Annotated in this window: 14 protein-coding genes and 3 pseudogenes; 12 read left to right on the forward strand and 5 right to left on the reverse strand. The window is 52.6% G+C overall.

The genetic code is table 11. The annotated features are described in order from the left end of the window. The first annotated feature begins 2 nt into the window (after positions 1-2). Positions 3-476 (forward strand): hypothetical protein, encoded by a 474-nt coding sequence (locus BLS87_RS31345; RefSeq protein WP_074758974.1) that lies wholly within the window; start codon positions 3-5, stop codon positions 474-476. Between the two features lie 431 nt (positions 477-907). Here the strand turns inward: BLS87_RS31345 and BLS87_RS31355 are convergent, their stop codons facing one another. Beyond that, a complete protein-coding gene (locus BLS87_RS31355; RefSeq protein WP_062384530.1) occupies positions 908-1,405 on the reverse strand; it encodes a helix-turn-helix domain-containing protein in 498 nt (165 codons plus the stop codon). 209 nt (positions 1,406-1,614) lie between these two features. Here BLS87_RS31355 and BLS87_RS31360 point away from each other — a divergent pair, with 209 nt between their 5' ends. From BLS87_RS31360 to BLS87_RS31390, 6 genes are all read left to right on the forward strand, one after another. Then, complete coding sequence (locus BLS87_RS31360) at positions 1,615-1,998, forward strand: DUF6957 family protein (RefSeq protein ID WP_062384535.1); 384 nt, start codon at positions 1,615-1,617, stop codon at positions 1,996-1,998. A gap of 559 nt (positions 1,999-2,557) precedes the next feature. Then, the gene (locus tag BLS87_RS31370) at positions 2,558-2,935 is read left to right on the forward strand and encodes a hypothetical protein (protein ID WP_062384541.1); all 378 of its coding nucleotides are present in this window, start codon (positions 2,558-2,560) and stop codon (positions 2,933-2,935) included. A 229-nt stretch (positions 2,936-3,164) separates the two neighbouring features. Continuing rightward, complete coding sequence (locus BLS87_RS31375; protein WP_062389422.1) at positions 3,165-3,539, forward strand: hypothetical protein; 375 nt, start codon at positions 3,165-3,167, stop codon at positions 3,537-3,539. Between the two features lie 173 nt (positions 3,540-3,712). After that, positions 3,713-4,015 carry a hypothetical protein gene (locus tag BLS87_RS31380; RefSeq protein ID WP_062384546.1) on the forward strand — a complete coding sequence of 101 codons (303 nt, stop codon included), beginning with the start codon at positions 3,713-3,715 and terminating at the stop codon, positions 4,013-4,015. Positions 4,016-5,014: 999 nt separating this feature from the next. Beyond that, on the forward strand, positions 5,015-6,637 hold the full coding sequence (locus BLS87_RS31385) for a S8 family peptidase (RefSeq protein ID WP_082060883.1): 1,623 nt from the start codon (positions 5,015-5,017) through the stop codon (positions 6,635-6,637). A gap of 167 nt (positions 6,638-6,804) precedes the next feature. Next, positions 6,805-7,626 carry a hypothetical protein gene (locus tag BLS87_RS31390; protein ID WP_143024532.1) on the forward strand — a complete coding sequence of 274 codons (822 nt, stop codon included), beginning with the start codon at positions 6,805-6,807 and terminating at the stop codon, positions 7,624-7,626. 248 nt (positions 7,627-7,874) lie between these two features. On the opposite strand, the gene thpR is transcribed toward BLS87_RS31390, so the two are convergent. Next, positions 7,875-8,456 carry an RNA 2',3'-cyclic phosphodiesterase gene (gene thpR / locus BLS87_RS31395; RefSeq protein WP_062384554.1) on the reverse strand — a complete coding sequence of 194 codons (582 nt, stop codon included), beginning with the start codon at positions 8,454-8,456 and terminating at the stop codon, positions 7,875-7,877. A gap of 18 nt (positions 8,457-8,474) precedes the next feature. Then, on the reverse strand, positions 8,475-9,191 hold the full coding sequence (locus tag BLS87_RS31400) for an SOS response-associated peptidase (protein ID WP_062384557.1): 717 nt from the start codon (positions 9,189-9,191) through the stop codon (positions 8,475-8,477). Positions 9,192-9,290: 99 nt separating this feature from the next. Between BLS87_RS31400 and BLS87_RS31405 the strand changes: the two genes are divergently transcribed. The 3 genes and pseudogenes from BLS87_RS31405 to BLS87_RS31415 form a co-directional block, all read left to right on the forward strand. After that, a complete protein-coding gene (locus BLS87_RS31405; RefSeq protein WP_062384560.1) occupies positions 9,291-9,722 on the forward strand; it encodes a LexA family protein in 432 nt (143 codons plus the stop codon). Continuing rightward, positions 9,709-9,828 (forward strand): annotated as a pseudogene (locus BLS87_RS31410) (Y-family DNA polymerase); the annotation flags it as partial. The gene BLS87_RS31405 and the pseudogene BLS87_RS31410, both read left to right, overlap by 14 nt. A gap of 223 nt (positions 9,829-10,051) precedes the next feature. Beyond that, positions 10,052-10,387: pseudogene (locus tag BLS87_RS31415) on the forward strand (IS66 family transposase); the annotation flags it as partial. A gap of 72 nt (positions 10,388-10,459) precedes the next feature. Here BLS87_RS31415 and BLS87_RS31420 read toward each other — a convergent pair. After that, on the reverse strand, positions 10,460-12,865 hold the full coding sequence (locus BLS87_RS31420; protein WP_074758982.1) for a cation-translocating P-type ATPase: 2,406 nt from the start codon (positions 12,863-12,865) through the stop codon (positions 10,460-10,462). Between the two features lie 90 nt (positions 12,866-12,955). Here BLS87_RS31420 and cadR point away from each other — a divergent pair, with 90 nt between their 5' ends. After that, the gene (gene cadR / locus BLS87_RS31425) at positions 12,956-13,402 is read left to right on the forward strand and encodes a Cd(II)/Pb(II)-responsive transcriptional regulator (RefSeq protein ID WP_482211658.1); all 447 of its coding nucleotides are present in this window, start codon (positions 12,956-12,958) and stop codon (positions 13,400-13,402) included. 573 nt (positions 13,403-13,975) lie between these two features. On the opposite strand, the gene BLS87_RS31430 is transcribed toward cadR, so the two are convergent. Continuing rightward, positions 13,976-14,542: a hypothetical protein gene (locus BLS87_RS31430; protein WP_074758986.1), complete on the reverse strand. Its 567-nt coding sequence runs from the start codon at positions 14,540-14,542 to the stop codon at positions 13,976-13,978. 652 nt (positions 14,543-15,194) lie between these two features. Here BLS87_RS31430 and BLS87_RS34835 point away from each other — a divergent pair. Further along, positions 15,195-15,332 (forward strand): annotated as a pseudogene (locus tag BLS87_RS34835) (DNA polymerase V subunit UmuC); the annotation flags it as partial. Positions 15,333-15,424 lie beyond the last annotated feature (92 nt).

Consider the following 15,424-nt stretch of genomic DNA (forward strand, 5'->3'; position numbering starts at 1 on the left):
CTATGACTTATCGAAAAATGACCGAAGGGGACATAAGGTTGATTTTGGCTTTTGTTCAGAATTTTGAGCCAGAATCTAATGTGTTGCGCTGGCGAGATGTGGAGGCGCATTCTAATTTTACTCGGCAGGCCCTTCAGGCCCATCCCCAGATTAAGTCTGCATTTCTGGCTGCAAAAGAACGTCTGATTCAAAAGCGGCCAGAAAATAAAGAACTTGATAGCTCGAGCGCGTCAGTGCCTTCGTCGGAGAAAGTGAGAGCGCTCACCGAAAAAATAGCGCTATTGGAGCATCAGCAAGAGATTTGGCGAAGACGGTGGTATTGCATTGCTTATCATATTCGTCAGCAAGGTATTCAAATGTTCGATGTTGATAAGCCTGTACCCCTTGGCAGGCAAGCCCTGACTACAAAAGATGTGAGAAAAATCCTAGAGCCATTTGACCAAGACATGCCACCAACTCCCGCTCATCGCGGATAGGACAGCGGTTGATTCCCAAACTCGCTGGGCTCATGGCGAGCCCAGCGCAACGTCCCTATCGATATGAATTGTCTAATCCGAAGCACCACGTTCAGTTCTGGCATTGGAATCTGGCAAAGTCAGAGCTGCCTCGACCTTCGCACGACCCGCATCGTACATTGCAAATGCGTTGAACTCAGATTCAAGGTACGCGTCCGGCGAAGTCACCTAGCCGATCAGGGCTCATGGCTAGGCGCATACCTGAGCGAGCTTGATCAGAAAGGGCTGAGCGGCAGGCGAGCGTTATTGATGGCTAAAGGTCAGTGCCCGTGGTGGCAAAATCACAGGGTGACGATGGGCTTCACGGGAGCGTCAGTTCAGAGGTTTACCTGCCCCAACCGGGATGAATCATTCATTCCTTAGACCCAAACATGTTCACATTAAAGCCTACGTCACTTCCCGTTCTGAGAATCCTGATCCAGTAGCCGTTTCCACATGCGATTCACCACGGTCGCCGAAAATCCCAATTCCCTCGCGATCTCCGCTTGCGTCATCCCCTTATCCCTCAGCTCACGGACAGCCTCGAGCTTGTCTGGATCAGTCGGCTTCCCTCGGCCCCGATGAACGAGTTCCTTGCCAACAAACTGCTCGGCTAATACCTCAAGCCCACCCTCTGCCTCGAACTCGCGGATGTGCTTTTTGGCAGAGTCGAGAAGGGAAGAGCTGGGGACGCCATGGCGCGCTGACATGCACAACACCATTAGCGCCACAGGATCGATCTGCAGACTCTCCGCCAGGCTCTCGAATTTTTCGAGAGTGATACTGGTTTCAGCACGTTCTAGGGCGCTGATTTTTGATCTTCCGCTGGCGTCGGAGAGACTTTCGTAACGGAGGCGTCGGTGCAGGCGTAACGCGCGGAGAACGCCAGCGAGTGCGATTTTAAGCTGCATGGCTCTGCCAAAAGTCAGGATATAGCCACACAGGAGGTATTTCGATAAACATCAATTCGAGGTATTATTGTGTATAGCGGGGATCTGGCCTTAGGGCTGCGCCCATCATGAGCGCTCTCTGCCCCCTAGCATGGTGGCCGAGGCCAAGCGGTCTGCGCGTGTCAATTTCCGAGTAATCGTGAGTAGGGGTTGGGGGAGTGGACGATTCCATGAATGACGGCCTGCTGGGTGATCCAGGTGTAGTAACTGCAGGGTCTGACCTCAGCCTCGAAGACCTCTTGGCACACGCCAAAGCCCGTTACCGCCGGATGCCTTGTTGTGTTGTTGAGGACTGGATCATTTTCGACGTGGTCGTGACCGAGGATGAACTCGCCAAGGTTCATGCCGCAGGCTGCCTGCCCATGATCCTGTACGCGCACAACGTTAGGCACGACGAAAACCGGAGGTTTGAACCTGGCTCCTGGGTTCGGTCGACCATCGCGACGAAGCTAGACGAAGGGTTCCTGTTCGTCACTCGAAACACCGTGTACGTACTGAAGGGCAGCGGCCATCGTAAGTCGGCCTCTTTGAAAGCCATCTACGCAATTCACTAAATCGCTCGCTCCGAAGGGGCGCTTGAGATTGAGACACCACAAATGTTCTGCACGCATGAAAGTGAAAAGGCTGGCTCGGTTGGGATGTTCGGAGACGGGCTGGCTCATTGGCATGGCGTTTCCAGAGCGCTGAAAACCCCTTGGTATCACGTTAGTGTGAAGCGCTGGCAGGACGACCGTTTTGTCTCAGTCGAAGAGTTCGTGAATGACGAAACTCGGCTGTATGAGCTCCTGAGCCAGCAAGACGAGACACTCAAAGTCTCTGAGGTGCAAGTAGTCACTCCGTGGTGGGTGAACGGTGGAGAGTCTTGGAAAATGGAGCGTCTTCGATCTCTGAGCATGGGTTGCGACCCCCATGACGTACCAATCTGCATTTTGGAGGTCGAGAGTGGAGCTGTGTATCACGACTCTCACGATCCGGAGTTCGATGAGGCCGCTCTTCGGAAAGTCCGAGTGATTTACCAAAGCCCGTTGGCTAGCCGCTGAGCGAAGTCGGGCTGACGCCAGATAGACAGGCCGCTCAGGCTTAAAAAACATTGTGAAGGCAAGGAGGCATGCGGTGAGCGTAGAGAACGAGTTGACTGCGGAGTTGCACAGCAGGCGCTTTACGGATTTTGACCGGCGTCGAATCCATAGAGCTCAAAGCCAGATATATGAGCACGAAATTACCGCATATCTGGTCAACTCTCAGATTGTCGGCTCTTCACTGGTGGGCGTGGTTTTTGGCCACATCAATAAAGGCCCTCACGGGCGCTATGCGGACGGACATTTCATCAGAACGTCCTCGCTGACTGAACTAACAAAGGTCGGAAGGTTTTGGGTAGCCACGACCCTGAACTCGCGCTATGTCATCGCGTCTTTCAGGAAGGAAAATGGTCGAGCGGTGCTCCTGGAGCTTTTGAAAAATCGTAAGGCAAACGCTGGCTTCATCCATTGAGCAGATAGGGTACGTCCTACAAAGATGTTCTGAGCTCGCAGAAAGCTACGCCATTGTGGCGTGCCGCATTTGCGGACGGCTGTCGTGAACCAAGCCGCATCACTTCGTGTGCGTCTTGGCCCTAGCGGGCTTCCATCCTCACGCCTATGGCCCTTCGGGCCGGCGCGCTCCGCTTGCTTAAGGCGCCATACGAGGATCCCAGTATTCTTCAATGATCCAGGAGTAGCCTTTGACCAATGATCTTTTACCCTCACTACGCGAGCGATATCCTGAGGTTCTTGAGGATGCTCAGTTGAGAGAGATTGCGTGCCTACCGGGTTGGCTCGATCTGCTGGATAAACTTTGTAAAACTCTAGAATTGCATATGCAGGCGCACCCTGAGATCACGCCACTGAAGGTCGTGCGTATTAAAGAAAAGTGGGGCGGCCTACGCTTTAGCTACAACGGGGGCGACGATTTCTGTCGACAGACAGTTGATGCTGCTCAGGTCGCGTCACTGACTATCTGCGAAATCTGCGGTGCCCCAGGAGTGCTTGGTGGAATCCGATATTTCACTGTCCGTTGTCCTTCGCATGTCGACCTGGCGACGGACGATGCTCGATAGGAGCAGGGCGGTGATGGCTGAGCTCAGGTGGGCGTCACTGGCACCGACTGCGCCACTACTGTTCGCAGGTTTCGATGCATTCACCTTTGCTGAGTTGAAGGTATTGATTAATGGCTTGGCCCGTAAGAGCTGCGACGGCTCTCACTAAAACCTAAAACGCGCGGGAGGTCAAAGTGGCAAGGCTTCTGATCCTAAAAGGGGAGATGCTGTGCATAGCGCATGGCGTCTTCGAAGGATACGACCGGCAAGGGCCGTTTGTTGCCAATGAAGACATTGACGTCAATGCGTTAATGGACGCTGAGATTGGATCGTCCGCTGAACCATTGGATGTTGAAGCAACAATGCGAAACATTGGCGCACGACTGCTGAACCGAGGAGTGATTAGTGAGCTTCCCTGTCGTAATGTCTATCTGGGCTCATTCGGTGAGGTCGGAATCAAGGAGGAGGATCTGCAGAGCTACGGGGAAGATTATTAGGCGGGTCGATCACCAGTAACCTTTATATCCGTATCTTCATGCTGGTTGCTCTCGTCTGCACCTTTCATGTTGACACCGCGATCTCAAACAACTTCTAACGGCATAATTAGGGCGCCCCCTGCGGGGCGGTTGTCGTGAACCAAGCCAAGCCACGCCACTGCGTGCTGTCTTGGCTCTTCGGGCATCCATCCTGGCGCCTGCGCTCAGGACTAAACCAACACCAGAGTTGTGCTCCACCACATACGAAAATTTCCGCCTGACCAAGTTCAGAGCCTAACGTGTGCATATATTTTTGAGTACATGGCTAGGACGACCTGAGGGCCGGCAGTTTACCCCAAGCTGCTTTACTCTGTGTTGTCTGGGCCCTTTAGGTTGTATCTTGCCTATGGACGCCCGCGCTGCTGATCCAATTCTACCGCCTTGATTGTTGTCTATCTTCTCCTCCTTTGAGTGATTGGTAATGCGCAGGCCAGTGTTCCAAGCGCTCGATCTATCTGCCTCAACGATGTGTTCAAACGAGTTGTTACGTCCGATAGCTTTGATGGTTAAACTGATAAGAAGTCATACATGCAAGCGGGAGTCTGGGAATAGCTCCTCCCCTTGACCGGCACTTGCACTATGCATCCATATGCTATGCGTGCTTTCCTAGTCAATGATAGATCTTGTCGTTTATACGGTGAATTCCATCGGATTATGTGTTCCCAAATAGCGCGCTGTCGTAGACCTCAATAACAAGACCGAGGTACGGAGCGCGCCATTTTCTTGCTCCCCTTTATCAGTTCAACCCTTGCCGCTTAAAGGCCCTTGGATTTTTCGTGTGTTTCTCCAGCCTCAGGCAGCCGTCCCGCCGGATGATCTTGACAGATGAATTATTGCGGCTAAGGTAAAGCAAGCGGCCTGACATGGTATCAATAGACCGCTTTCCCGCCTGTAGTTTGATCGTAGGCTCAACCTCCTGCTGCCCTGGTACCATAATCAGAGCTTTTCAGGGAAGATGCCATGCGAGATTCATATCGTGTCCTCGCCAGAGTCTTGTGCCCAGTGGTGGCCATATTATCTACTGTCGTCTCAGTCTCTGCAGCCCCCGCAGGCTCCGGGACATCACTCCGTGTAATTATTCGACTTAATTCTTCTCCTGACGCTACGCCAGACTCAGCTTCCGGATTATCCAAGCCTGCAAGCTACATAAAGAAAGAGTATCCATCCGCGATCTCCGCCAAAGTCAAGTCTCTAGACATACCTGATGTTGTGGTAACTCAAATAGCTAAAGAGGATTTGCAGCTTGTAATAAATGATCCAAACGTTGCCGAGGTCTTTGAAGACACTCTTTCAAAACCTTCAGCAGATATAGGCGCTTCGTTGCCAGAATACGAAAAGCCAGTTCCTCCATATTCCGAATCTAAAGACGGTACAGTGATAGCTATTATTGATACCGGCATTGATACCAAACATCCATATCTAAAAAACAAGATTATAGCTGAAGCGTGTTTTTCCAGCTCTAGCTCGGAGGGGATAAAGTCTCACTCTCTATGCCCTAACGGCAAGGATAAACAAATCACTTCAGGGGCGGCGATTGATTGCGATCTCCATATTTCTGGATGTGGGCATGGAACTAACGTCGCTGGAATTGCGGCTGGCGGGCCTGCGACTTCCGATGGAAAGATATTACAGGGAGTCGCTCCTCGCGCTCAGCTGATTGCTATACAAGTTTATAGCAGATTTGATTCGGCAGATGTATGTGGTAATAAGCTGCCTTGCGCACTCAGTTATGCCTCTGATCAACTCAGTGCTCTAAATTACCTGTATGAGTCTCGAAATAAATTTAAATTGTCAGCCATAAATATGAGCTTAGGGCAAGGAAAGTTCTCGCAGCCCTGTGATAAAGATCTCTTATTTAACACGGTGAAAAAGCTTAGGGAGGCCGGTATTGCCACAGTGGTATCGAGTGGTAATGAAGGTTTAACGGGGTTCTCGCCGTCGCCAGCCTGCATTCCTGGTGTGATCTCCGTAGGCGCAGTTGATGCGTCCAAAAATATCGCCAAATACTCGAATACGTCAGATATGGTCACGATTCTCGCCCCAGGGGAGGACATTATCTCTTCTCAGGAAGAAGGAAAGTACGGCAAACAGAGTGGAACCTCTATGGCGACTCCCCAAGTAAGTGGTGCGTTATCGCTGATACGCGCGCAGTCCCCTAATGCTAAGTTGCAAGATTTGATCGACAATCTAGTGGCTGGAGGCACTCGAGTAGAAAATTTGCGGACGAAGAAGCTGCTCGTATCGCTTGATATCCAGAAAACCATGAGCCTGTTAGCTATTGCGAAAGCTAGTAAGCAGCCGATTAATATTAGTGCAGAGCAGCCGCTGAAGTGGGATGGAGTTTCGCCAACTCGGGTCGTGGTCGTACCCGCTGAAGACAATAATCACGACAACTCGCACAAAGCGACCGCCTATTTGGAATCATCCACTGGAAAAGCTACAGCTGTCATCAATAAAGAGGGGTTCTATGTTATCGAGATGAAAGAGGGAATCAATGAGAATGACAAGGCCGCGATACAGGCAGTGTTTGGCGAAAAGTCGAAAATATCACATGAGACGCTCAGCGCTCCTCAGGAGCGTTAGAGGCAACAATAATCTAACGAGTGATGTAACCCATGAAACCATATTGTCTTTTAATCGTGCCTCTAATTTCCTCAGGATGCTCTAGCTTGGAGTCAGTGCCAGCGGAGTCAGAGAAGCACTCGGACGGGCTTATCTACTTTATGCCCAAGAAGGACTTTTTAGTTAAGATGATCGTTGTCAAAAATAAAGTGACGTCGGTAACTCTAGAAACTACTGCTGCCTACCCAGATAAGTCGAAGGCATACCTATTACGCTATAAGGGGAATTTAGCGGGTAAGAATGTTGGCAATGTTGGTATTGACACTAATGGATTGCTGGTTTCGTCGAAATCAACACTTACGAGTGGCGTGTCCGGGGCTTTTCAAAGCATAGGGGAAATCGCTGGATCCTTTAAATTTAGTAAGCCTGCAGGCTTGGCTGAGCAACAATGCCAAGACGGTACGCATTCGTTTATTTTGGAAACAACGTCAACCCGTTACCAAAATGGTGGTGCTTGTGGTCTCAGCATAGTTATAACAAAAAAAATGCCTACAGCTACAATGCTCATTAGATCTTCTTCAAGTACATCGGGAATATATTATCGGCAGGCAGAACCTTATCAGATTGATGTGAGCGGGGGGTATGATACTTCAGCGATACTCTTTTCGCCTTCCGAGTCTCCCACGGCGTTTCTCCCGATATCAAAAAGTTTTTTTGCAAATAATGATGCTGATTTCGGTTTTACGGATGGTATGCCAACAAAATATGATCAGTCAACTGATGGTGAAGTAGTAGGTCTGTTAACTATTCCGGCAACTGTTCTGGCAGCCTATTTCTCGGCGGTTGGTAAAATATTTGACAGCTTTAAAAGCAATGATGACAAACAATCAGAGGCTCTTTCAGCCTCAACTAAGCTTGAAATGGCGAAGATTAAGTATGCCGCTTGCTCTGACGCTATAACGTCGGGAAAAGACGACTCTACTTTGGAGAAGCTCGGATGCGGGAATTAACAGAAGTGTCGAGATAGTCTCGAGTCGTGGTTATCTAGCCAGTCTATCTTGGTAGTTGCTTCACTTCATCGGCACTCCTTCGCACGTTAGTCGTGATACGTCAGTCCTAAGTATTGTCGATAAAAGCCCTTACGCTCATATTCAGCGTTAGAGAGACACGTGCTGCCGATCATCATACCTTTAGAACGGACGGAAGCATATCCAATGTTGCCCTTTGACAACAAAGCTGCCATCAGGCGTTTTTAGATTCATAAGCTACCCGTTTTCTCCTCAAACCGTTCTGATTCGCCCTGCGTAGTTTGAACAAGCGGCCAAACCGCTACTAGGCTGTATTGCCCTTTGTGAGATTGGTAGAGGCCAAACCGGTCAGCTCGGAGAAAGAAGTCTGGCGGGATTCCTGCCTCTGGAACTGGAGACTGATAGTCACGCGCCAAGGTCAAGTGAGGTCTAAATTCTTTATTTTCCTGATCGTGCCCAAACCGCAACATCGCCTGCTCAAGCGCATACGACAGTCGCATCAGCTCTGGCGGAGCATCGTCTGGGGTAAGCACCAATGCCTTTGATTTTCGCCATACCTCCAGGCGGTCAAGGGCTAGCGTAATCGGCTTCCCTGGCGCCTTAATCTTCGATGCGGCTGCGCAAATGTCTGCGATCTGAGCCTGATCAACTGATCCTAGAAAAAGCAGCGTGAGATGGAAATTAGCAGAGGGAACCGGGCGCCCCGCGCGGAGCGAGAGAAGCGCACGCCATTGGGAGATCGCCTTTCTTAGCGGAGCTGAGCATGTGAGCGCGAAAAACAGTCGCGATTGCGGTTCATTGATCAACGTCATACCTCGCTCCACACCAGGTTACTGTTCCTCTGGGCCTTCATGCTTGACTTCAACGGGCTCAATCAGATGCGGCCCCTGATTACGCACATTGCCGACCTCTGTTCCTACTTTGTACCAGTGGAAATCCGCGACGGGGCGGCAGTGCTCGATTGCGATCTCAGCCGCACGCTCGGATGATGTCTCAGGGTCTACCCATTCTCTCGCATGCTCAGGTGCAAGCACCAACGGCTTGCGATCATGGATGTCGACCATCCCCTGATCGCTCGCAGCAGTGATGATGACGAAGCCGTCGCGCTCATCCGGCTCAAGGCCTTGGTGAACCTCAGCCAACCCCGCAAAAAACATCGGCATCTGTTCTTTTAACGTGATGAAGTAAGGCTGTTTCTTCTTCGGATCGATGGGATCTTTGACCCATTCGTACCATCCGTTGGCCGGTGCCAGAATGCGTCCGTTCGGCCAGAGCTGTTTGAAGAACTTTCCCGTCATGACCGTCTCGACCCTGGCGTTTATCGGATCAGGGCGCTTGCCTTTAGCCCAGAACGGGGCCCATCCCCATTTCACCTTGGCGACACTCAATCCGCCCGCAGTTGGACGGATGATCTCCACGCGTGTTGTCGGCGCGACGTTGTAGCGTTCAATTGGCCAGAGGTCGTATCCATTGATCACCAACTGCTTTGGAGCAAGCTCCTTGAGGTAGTGATCCATCGATTCGTAGATCGAGTAGCGTCCGCACATGATGTCACCTGTCGAATTTTCTCTCTTATGAGATTGACCGCAAGCCGAGTAGAACGTTAACTGTATATACGTACAGTAAACCACGACAAGGCTTGCATCATGAGCATCACAATCCTCGGCCCACTGGAAAATGGCGGCGAAAAGCTGCCTCTATACTCGTTCAAAGTGCCGGCAGGCTTCCCATCGCCAGCTGCTGATCACATCGAGAAGCACATTTCACTGGACGAGCTGTTCGATATCCGTGCACCTCATGTCTATCTGGTGAAGATTGAAGGCGACAGCATGCAAGGCGCTGGAATCTACAACGGCGACATGGTGATCGTTGACCGCAGTTTGTATGCGGAGCACGGGGACATCGTCATCGCAGCCCTCAACAGCGAGCCGGTCTGCAAGCGCCTAGACATGCACGGTAACTCGGTGATCCTGAGATCTGAGAACCCCAAGTACCCACCTCGCCATGTGATGGAAGGCGACGAGTTGGTGATCTGGGGCGTTGTGAAATACAGCATTCGCGATCATGACAACACCTGAGCCTGTCTTTGCGCTGATCGACTGCAACAGCTTCTATGCGAGCTGTGAGCGCGTTTTTAGGCCAGATCTTGCTCGGACTCCCATCGTCGTTCTTTCCAACAACGATCTGAGGGGGGGAAATCGTTAGTAAATCCTGTAGAGTCCGCGCCACCTTCTGAACCCCTCTGGAACAACAGTTTCCAGGCTTCATAAGGCCATCCATTGGAAGTGGTTTAGGGCAGCGGTATGAGGCTGGTATTCGCAACAAAAGACCTAGCATTAGCAGGTCGATCCTTTGAAAGCTTTCCCTGACTACTACATCCGCATCAGGTGGTCGTTTAGTTTGAGACCTTGTGCCTGAGGTATCGGCCATCGCCAAGGCGCTTGATTACCGCTTAAAGCACTGGATAGCGCTGACGCGCTATCTTGATGATGGTGCTGTACCCGTCGACAATAATTGGTGCGAAAACCAGATCCGACCATGGGCCCTTGGACGCTCGTACTGGCTGTTCGCCGGCTCGCTACGCAGCGGCAAACGTGCGGCGGCGATCATGAGCTTTATCCAGTCGGCGCGGATCAACGCGCATGATCCACATGCATATTTGAAGGATGTGCTGACGGGTCTGCCGACACAGTGGGCGAGTGAGGTTACGGAGTTGCTTCTGCATAAGTGGACGCCCGTCTAACCACGCAAGGTGTGTTGGGTGGACGCTTACCGATGTTCAGACCACCCCAGCCATAAAGTAAGAATTTCCAGCTCATTGGCGCAACAGCCTCAAGCCATTGCCAACGACGAGCAAGCTGGCCCCCATGTCCGCGAACACAGCCATCCACATGGTCGCGTGACCCGTGAAGGTGAGCGTCAAAAATACTGCCTTGATGCCAAGGGCCAGCACAATGTTTTGCATCAACACCTGCGCCGTTGCACGCGACAGACGCACGAAAGTCGGAATCTTGCACAGGTTGTCATCCATCAGGGCCACGTCGGCGGTCTCGATGGCGGTATCTGTGCCAGCCGCTCCCATGGCAAAGCCGATGTCCGCACGCGCCAAGGCCGGGGCATCGTTGATGCCATCACCGACCATGCCGACCTTGCCGATTTTGGCCAATTGCTCAACTTCGCTCCGTTTGTCCTCTGGGAGCAGGTTGCCTTGGGCACGGTCGATTCCAGCTTGTGCCGCAATGGCCTGTGCCGTATGGGGGTTGTCGCCAGTCAGCATCATGGTGTTGATGCCCAGTGCATGCAACTCGGCGATGGCGTTCCTGCTGCTGTCCTTGATGGTGTCCGCGACGGCGAATAAGGCATGTACCTCTTTTGCGCCTACCAACATCACGACGGTCTTGCCTACGGTTTCCAGCGCTGCGATGTGCTGTTCCAGCTCTGGCGTGCACTGTCCCAGCTCTTTGAGCATTCGGTGGTTGCCAAGATGGTAGGTCTCACCGTTGATTTGGCCTTGCACACCCCGACCAGGCAGCGCGCTGAACTCGGCCACTTCGAGTAAGACAATCGCATCAGTCTGCGCGGCCTGTGCCACCGCTTTGGATACAGGATGGTCGGAGCGGGCGGCCAAACTAGCAGCGATGCTGCGGCTGTCTACGGCGAGTGCATTGCCCCATGTGACAAAATCGGTCTGAGCCGGCTTGCCGTGCGTGATCGTGCCGGTCTTATCCAGAGCCAGCCAACGTAGCTTGTGGCCCTCTTCCAGATAGACCCCGCCCTTGATGAGAATGCCGTGGCGGGCGGCAGCGGCTAAGCCGCTGACAATGCTGACTGGCGTAGAAATCACCAGTGCGCACGGGCAGGCGACTACCAGCAGAACCAATGCTCGGTAAATCCAGTCGAGCCATGCCGCCCCCATGAACAGCGGCGGTAACAATGCGATGGCGATGGCAACACCGAACACTACGGGGGTGTACCAGCGGGCGAACTGATCGACAAAACGCTGGGTCGGCGCACGGCTCCCCTGAGCAGCCTCGACCGCGTGAATGATGCGCGCCAGTGTGGAGTTGCTGGCCACGGCGGTGACACGGTACTCGAATGAACCGGATTCGTTGATCGTGCCCGCGAACACCGGATCACCAGGGGACTTCTCGACCGGGAGGCTTTCGCCCGTGATCGGGGCTTGGTTGACTGTAGAGCGGCCTTCCAGCACCTCACCATCAAGGGCGATGCGCTCACCTGGCTTGACCCGGACGCGGTTGCCAATGGCGATTAGTTTTGCGCCGACCTCGCGCCATGTGCCATCCGCTTGTTGTACCGTGGCCTGTTCCGGGGTCAGGTCGAGCAGGCCACGAATGGCATTGCGAGCACGATCCAGCGACTTGGCCTCGATCACTTCGGCCAGAGCGAAGAGCACCATCACCATCGCCGCTTCGGGCCAGTGACCGATCAACATGGCACCTGTAACGGCAATCGACATCAGGGCGTTCATGTTGAGGTTACGGTTCTTGAGCGCGATCCAACCCTTCTTGTAGGTAGAAAGGCCGCCTGTGAAAACCGCGATGAGCGCCAGAACGACGACCGACCAATGATTGCCGTTGTGGAGCCAGTAGACCGCCTCTGCCGCTGATGCCGTTACCAAGGAGATGCCCAGCGGCCACCAGTTGGTTGGCGTGGTCACAGGGGAAGCAGATGGCGATGCAGATTCTGCCGTGTCCACTACCTGCGCCTCGAATCCGAGCGCTTGCAGTGCCGCGAGCACGTCTGGCAGAACCTGGTTCGCATGGCGTACCGACAGCGTGCGCTGCATCAGGTTGAAATCGAGATCCGCAACCCCGGCCACTGTGCCGAGTTTGTTGCGGATCAACGTTTCTTCGGTCGGGCAATCCATCTTGGTAATTGATAGTTTGGTCGTTTGTTCGGTCGATGCCTGATCTATGCGCACGGCTTGCATGCCGATTGCAGTCAGCCCCTGCTCAACGGGAGCCAGCGAAGGCAGTTCGTGCCGAACGACCAAAGTACGCTGCATCAGGTTGAATTCAAGACCAACCACACCTGTCAGTCCGGCCAGCTTGCTTCGGATCAGTGCCTCCTCCGTGGGGCAATCCATGTTCTCGATGCGATACACCGCTTGAGCCGATTCGGTTGGAAGCGGGGCTTGTGTTGTGGGTTGGATGATCGGCTCAGCCGAGCAGCCACAACCCTTTGAAGCGCATTCGCTCATGGGTAACTCCTGCAAGTCATCTATTCAGACTCCATTAAAATCTCTATAGTCACTATAGAGTCAAGTGATAAATGGGATTGATAAATGGAAATCAGAATTGGCGACCTCGCCAAGCGCTCTGGGTGCGAGGTCGTGACCATCCGTTACTACGAGAAGGAAGGACTACTGCCGAAGCCCGCGCGAAGCGGTGGCAACTTCCGGCTGTACGGTGATGCTCACATCGAGCGTTTGCAGTTCATCCGTCATTGCCGTTCGCTCGACATGACGTTGAGCGAAATTCGGGCATTGTTAGGACTGAGAGACTATCCGACGCAGGATTGTGGCGAGGTCAATGTGCTACTGGACAACCATATCCAGCAAGTGGAAGTGCGTGTGGAAGCATTGTTGCAGCTGAGGCAAAACTTGCTTGCTCTGCGCGGACAGTGTTCGGGTGCTCGACCTGTGCAGGCGTGCGGCATTTTGCTCGGGTTGGTCAATTGCAGTTGCAATTTGGAAAGTGCCGCCAACAGTCAAACATCTGAACAAGCCAAGACCTAGCGTGCTTTTTCCGCTTTCTGAGAAGCCCCTACCAGATGGCCACATTGAAGAGCACAAGTCTGTCATGGAGTCGCTGACCAGGACATCATGGCTGCCTTCGACAAGGCCCGTCGCTAGCCTCTCAGAAACGTAGCGTACGATTTTTCCAAATGCTGCGGGCTCCCCAGATAGTGGGCGCTCACCGAGCAACAGCGTCCCTCCTACCCTAAGTAATCGATTGGTTTTTTTCTCGTTGCGAGTATTAATCAATCAGGTCGTTTTATCGATGCTCAAGCGCAGCGCTCCATGCGGTCTGAGGTCATGAAGGTTGGTTGTGCTATCGATAACACCATCAGCTAGTAGGCCAAAGCGATTATTTGTTCAGGCCTGCTGCGGCAACAGCCTCTCGGCATCCAGCCGCAACAAAGCCCCAGGCACATTGGGATAGAGCAACCTCCAGTGCCAACTGACGGCCATTAGCACCATAGAGGCCCTACCGAGTCAGCCACAAGCCATAGGTGAAAGGGCAAAGATTAGGAGTACGTCCCGAATTAACCGACTACGCACTCCACGATCAAAAAAGCGAGCAAATACCTACTGTCCAGGCTTGGCCGGTGGCTGCCCCTGCATATAGTTTTGATGCCACATCATGTGATCCATCATCATCTGTTGCATTCCCGTGTACCTGTCCATCATGTACTGGCGTTGACTCTTTTGCTCCGGGGTCAAATTCGAGTAGTCCTGCCACCCCATCATGCCACCTCCCATCATGCCACCTCCCATCATGCCACCTCCCATCATGCCACCTCCCATCATGCCACCTCCCATCATGTGGCCTCCCATCATGCCACCACCTCCACAGCATCCCATCATTCCCGGCCCCCACATACCGTTCATCATGCTCATTCCATTTTGCATCGTATTCCAATGCTCCTGAAGCAGCTTCTGACGCTGCTGGGGATCTTGGGTCTGCTGAATTTTCTCCATCTCCGCCTGCATTTTCTGGAAGGTTTCTTGCGCCTGGGACATCTGCTTATCGAACTCGGCAACATTTGGAGTTTGTTGCTGCGTCTCCGTCACTTGAGATTGCTGAGCTGCTAACGCCCATATGGGGGAAAGCGATGCGGCGAGGAAAAGAACGGCCAATTTGGTATTTTTCATTTCGCGCTGCCTTTGTGGGGGTGAGCCGAACCAAAATCTAATGAGCCAAACGATTACGGTGCTTGGGTTCAACCGTATTCGCCCAAATTATAGACTTTGGCATGACAATCGCCTGCTAACACTCAATGATTAGCAGAACTACCCAAATCGACCTTGACATATGTCAAGGCTGAGATGCTTCTCCCAATTCCTCTGTTTGCGCCGGGCACCTAGCAAAGAATCCGTTGCGAACAGGCACTGCTCACCGATGAACACTCGACGATGCCCACCAGCTTCCCACGTCACCACAAACGGCAGCATCCCCCGTAACCATGACCAGTAGAAAGGCCGTGACCATCCGATCTGCACAGACAACGCACATGAATGTGCTCAATGCAAAGTGGTCATGACCGATGCAAATGGCTGGTCAAGTCGAACGCAAATAGGTGGCCAGGTGAATGACGGTGTGGTGACTTGGGCGTCCGTTTAACTACGCAAGGTGAGTTAGCCCGACGCACCGCCATCACACTTGCCGAGCTTGTAGCCCACGTCCTGGAAGGTGCCGATGTAAGCGAAGGCGACCGATTAGTAAGGTCAAAACTGCTAAAAATGTTAGCTGTTTTATTTCTATATAAATCAATAGGTTATCATTTACTAATTGTTAGTATCATTCAGATACAACGATGGCTGTGTTATCGCGCGCTCGTACGATGCAAAGCCCTTCGTGAAAATGGGCCAGCCATACTTCCAGATCAAAGATCATCTGCGACGTAATGGCGTGGTCGCCTTCAGCAGCAACTACGCGCTGTATTAAGTTAGGTGGAATGCTTTTGAGCTAGGCTGAATCCGTTGACGCTCAGGGGGCGCCCATGACCACCACCCCATTGCACAAGCAAGTGTTAA

The organism is Pseudomonas abietaniphila (assembly GCF_900100795.1).
Lineage (GTDB): Bacteria > Pseudomonadota > Gammaproteobacteria > Pseudomonadales > Pseudomonadaceae > Aquipseudomonas > Aquipseudomonas abietaniphila.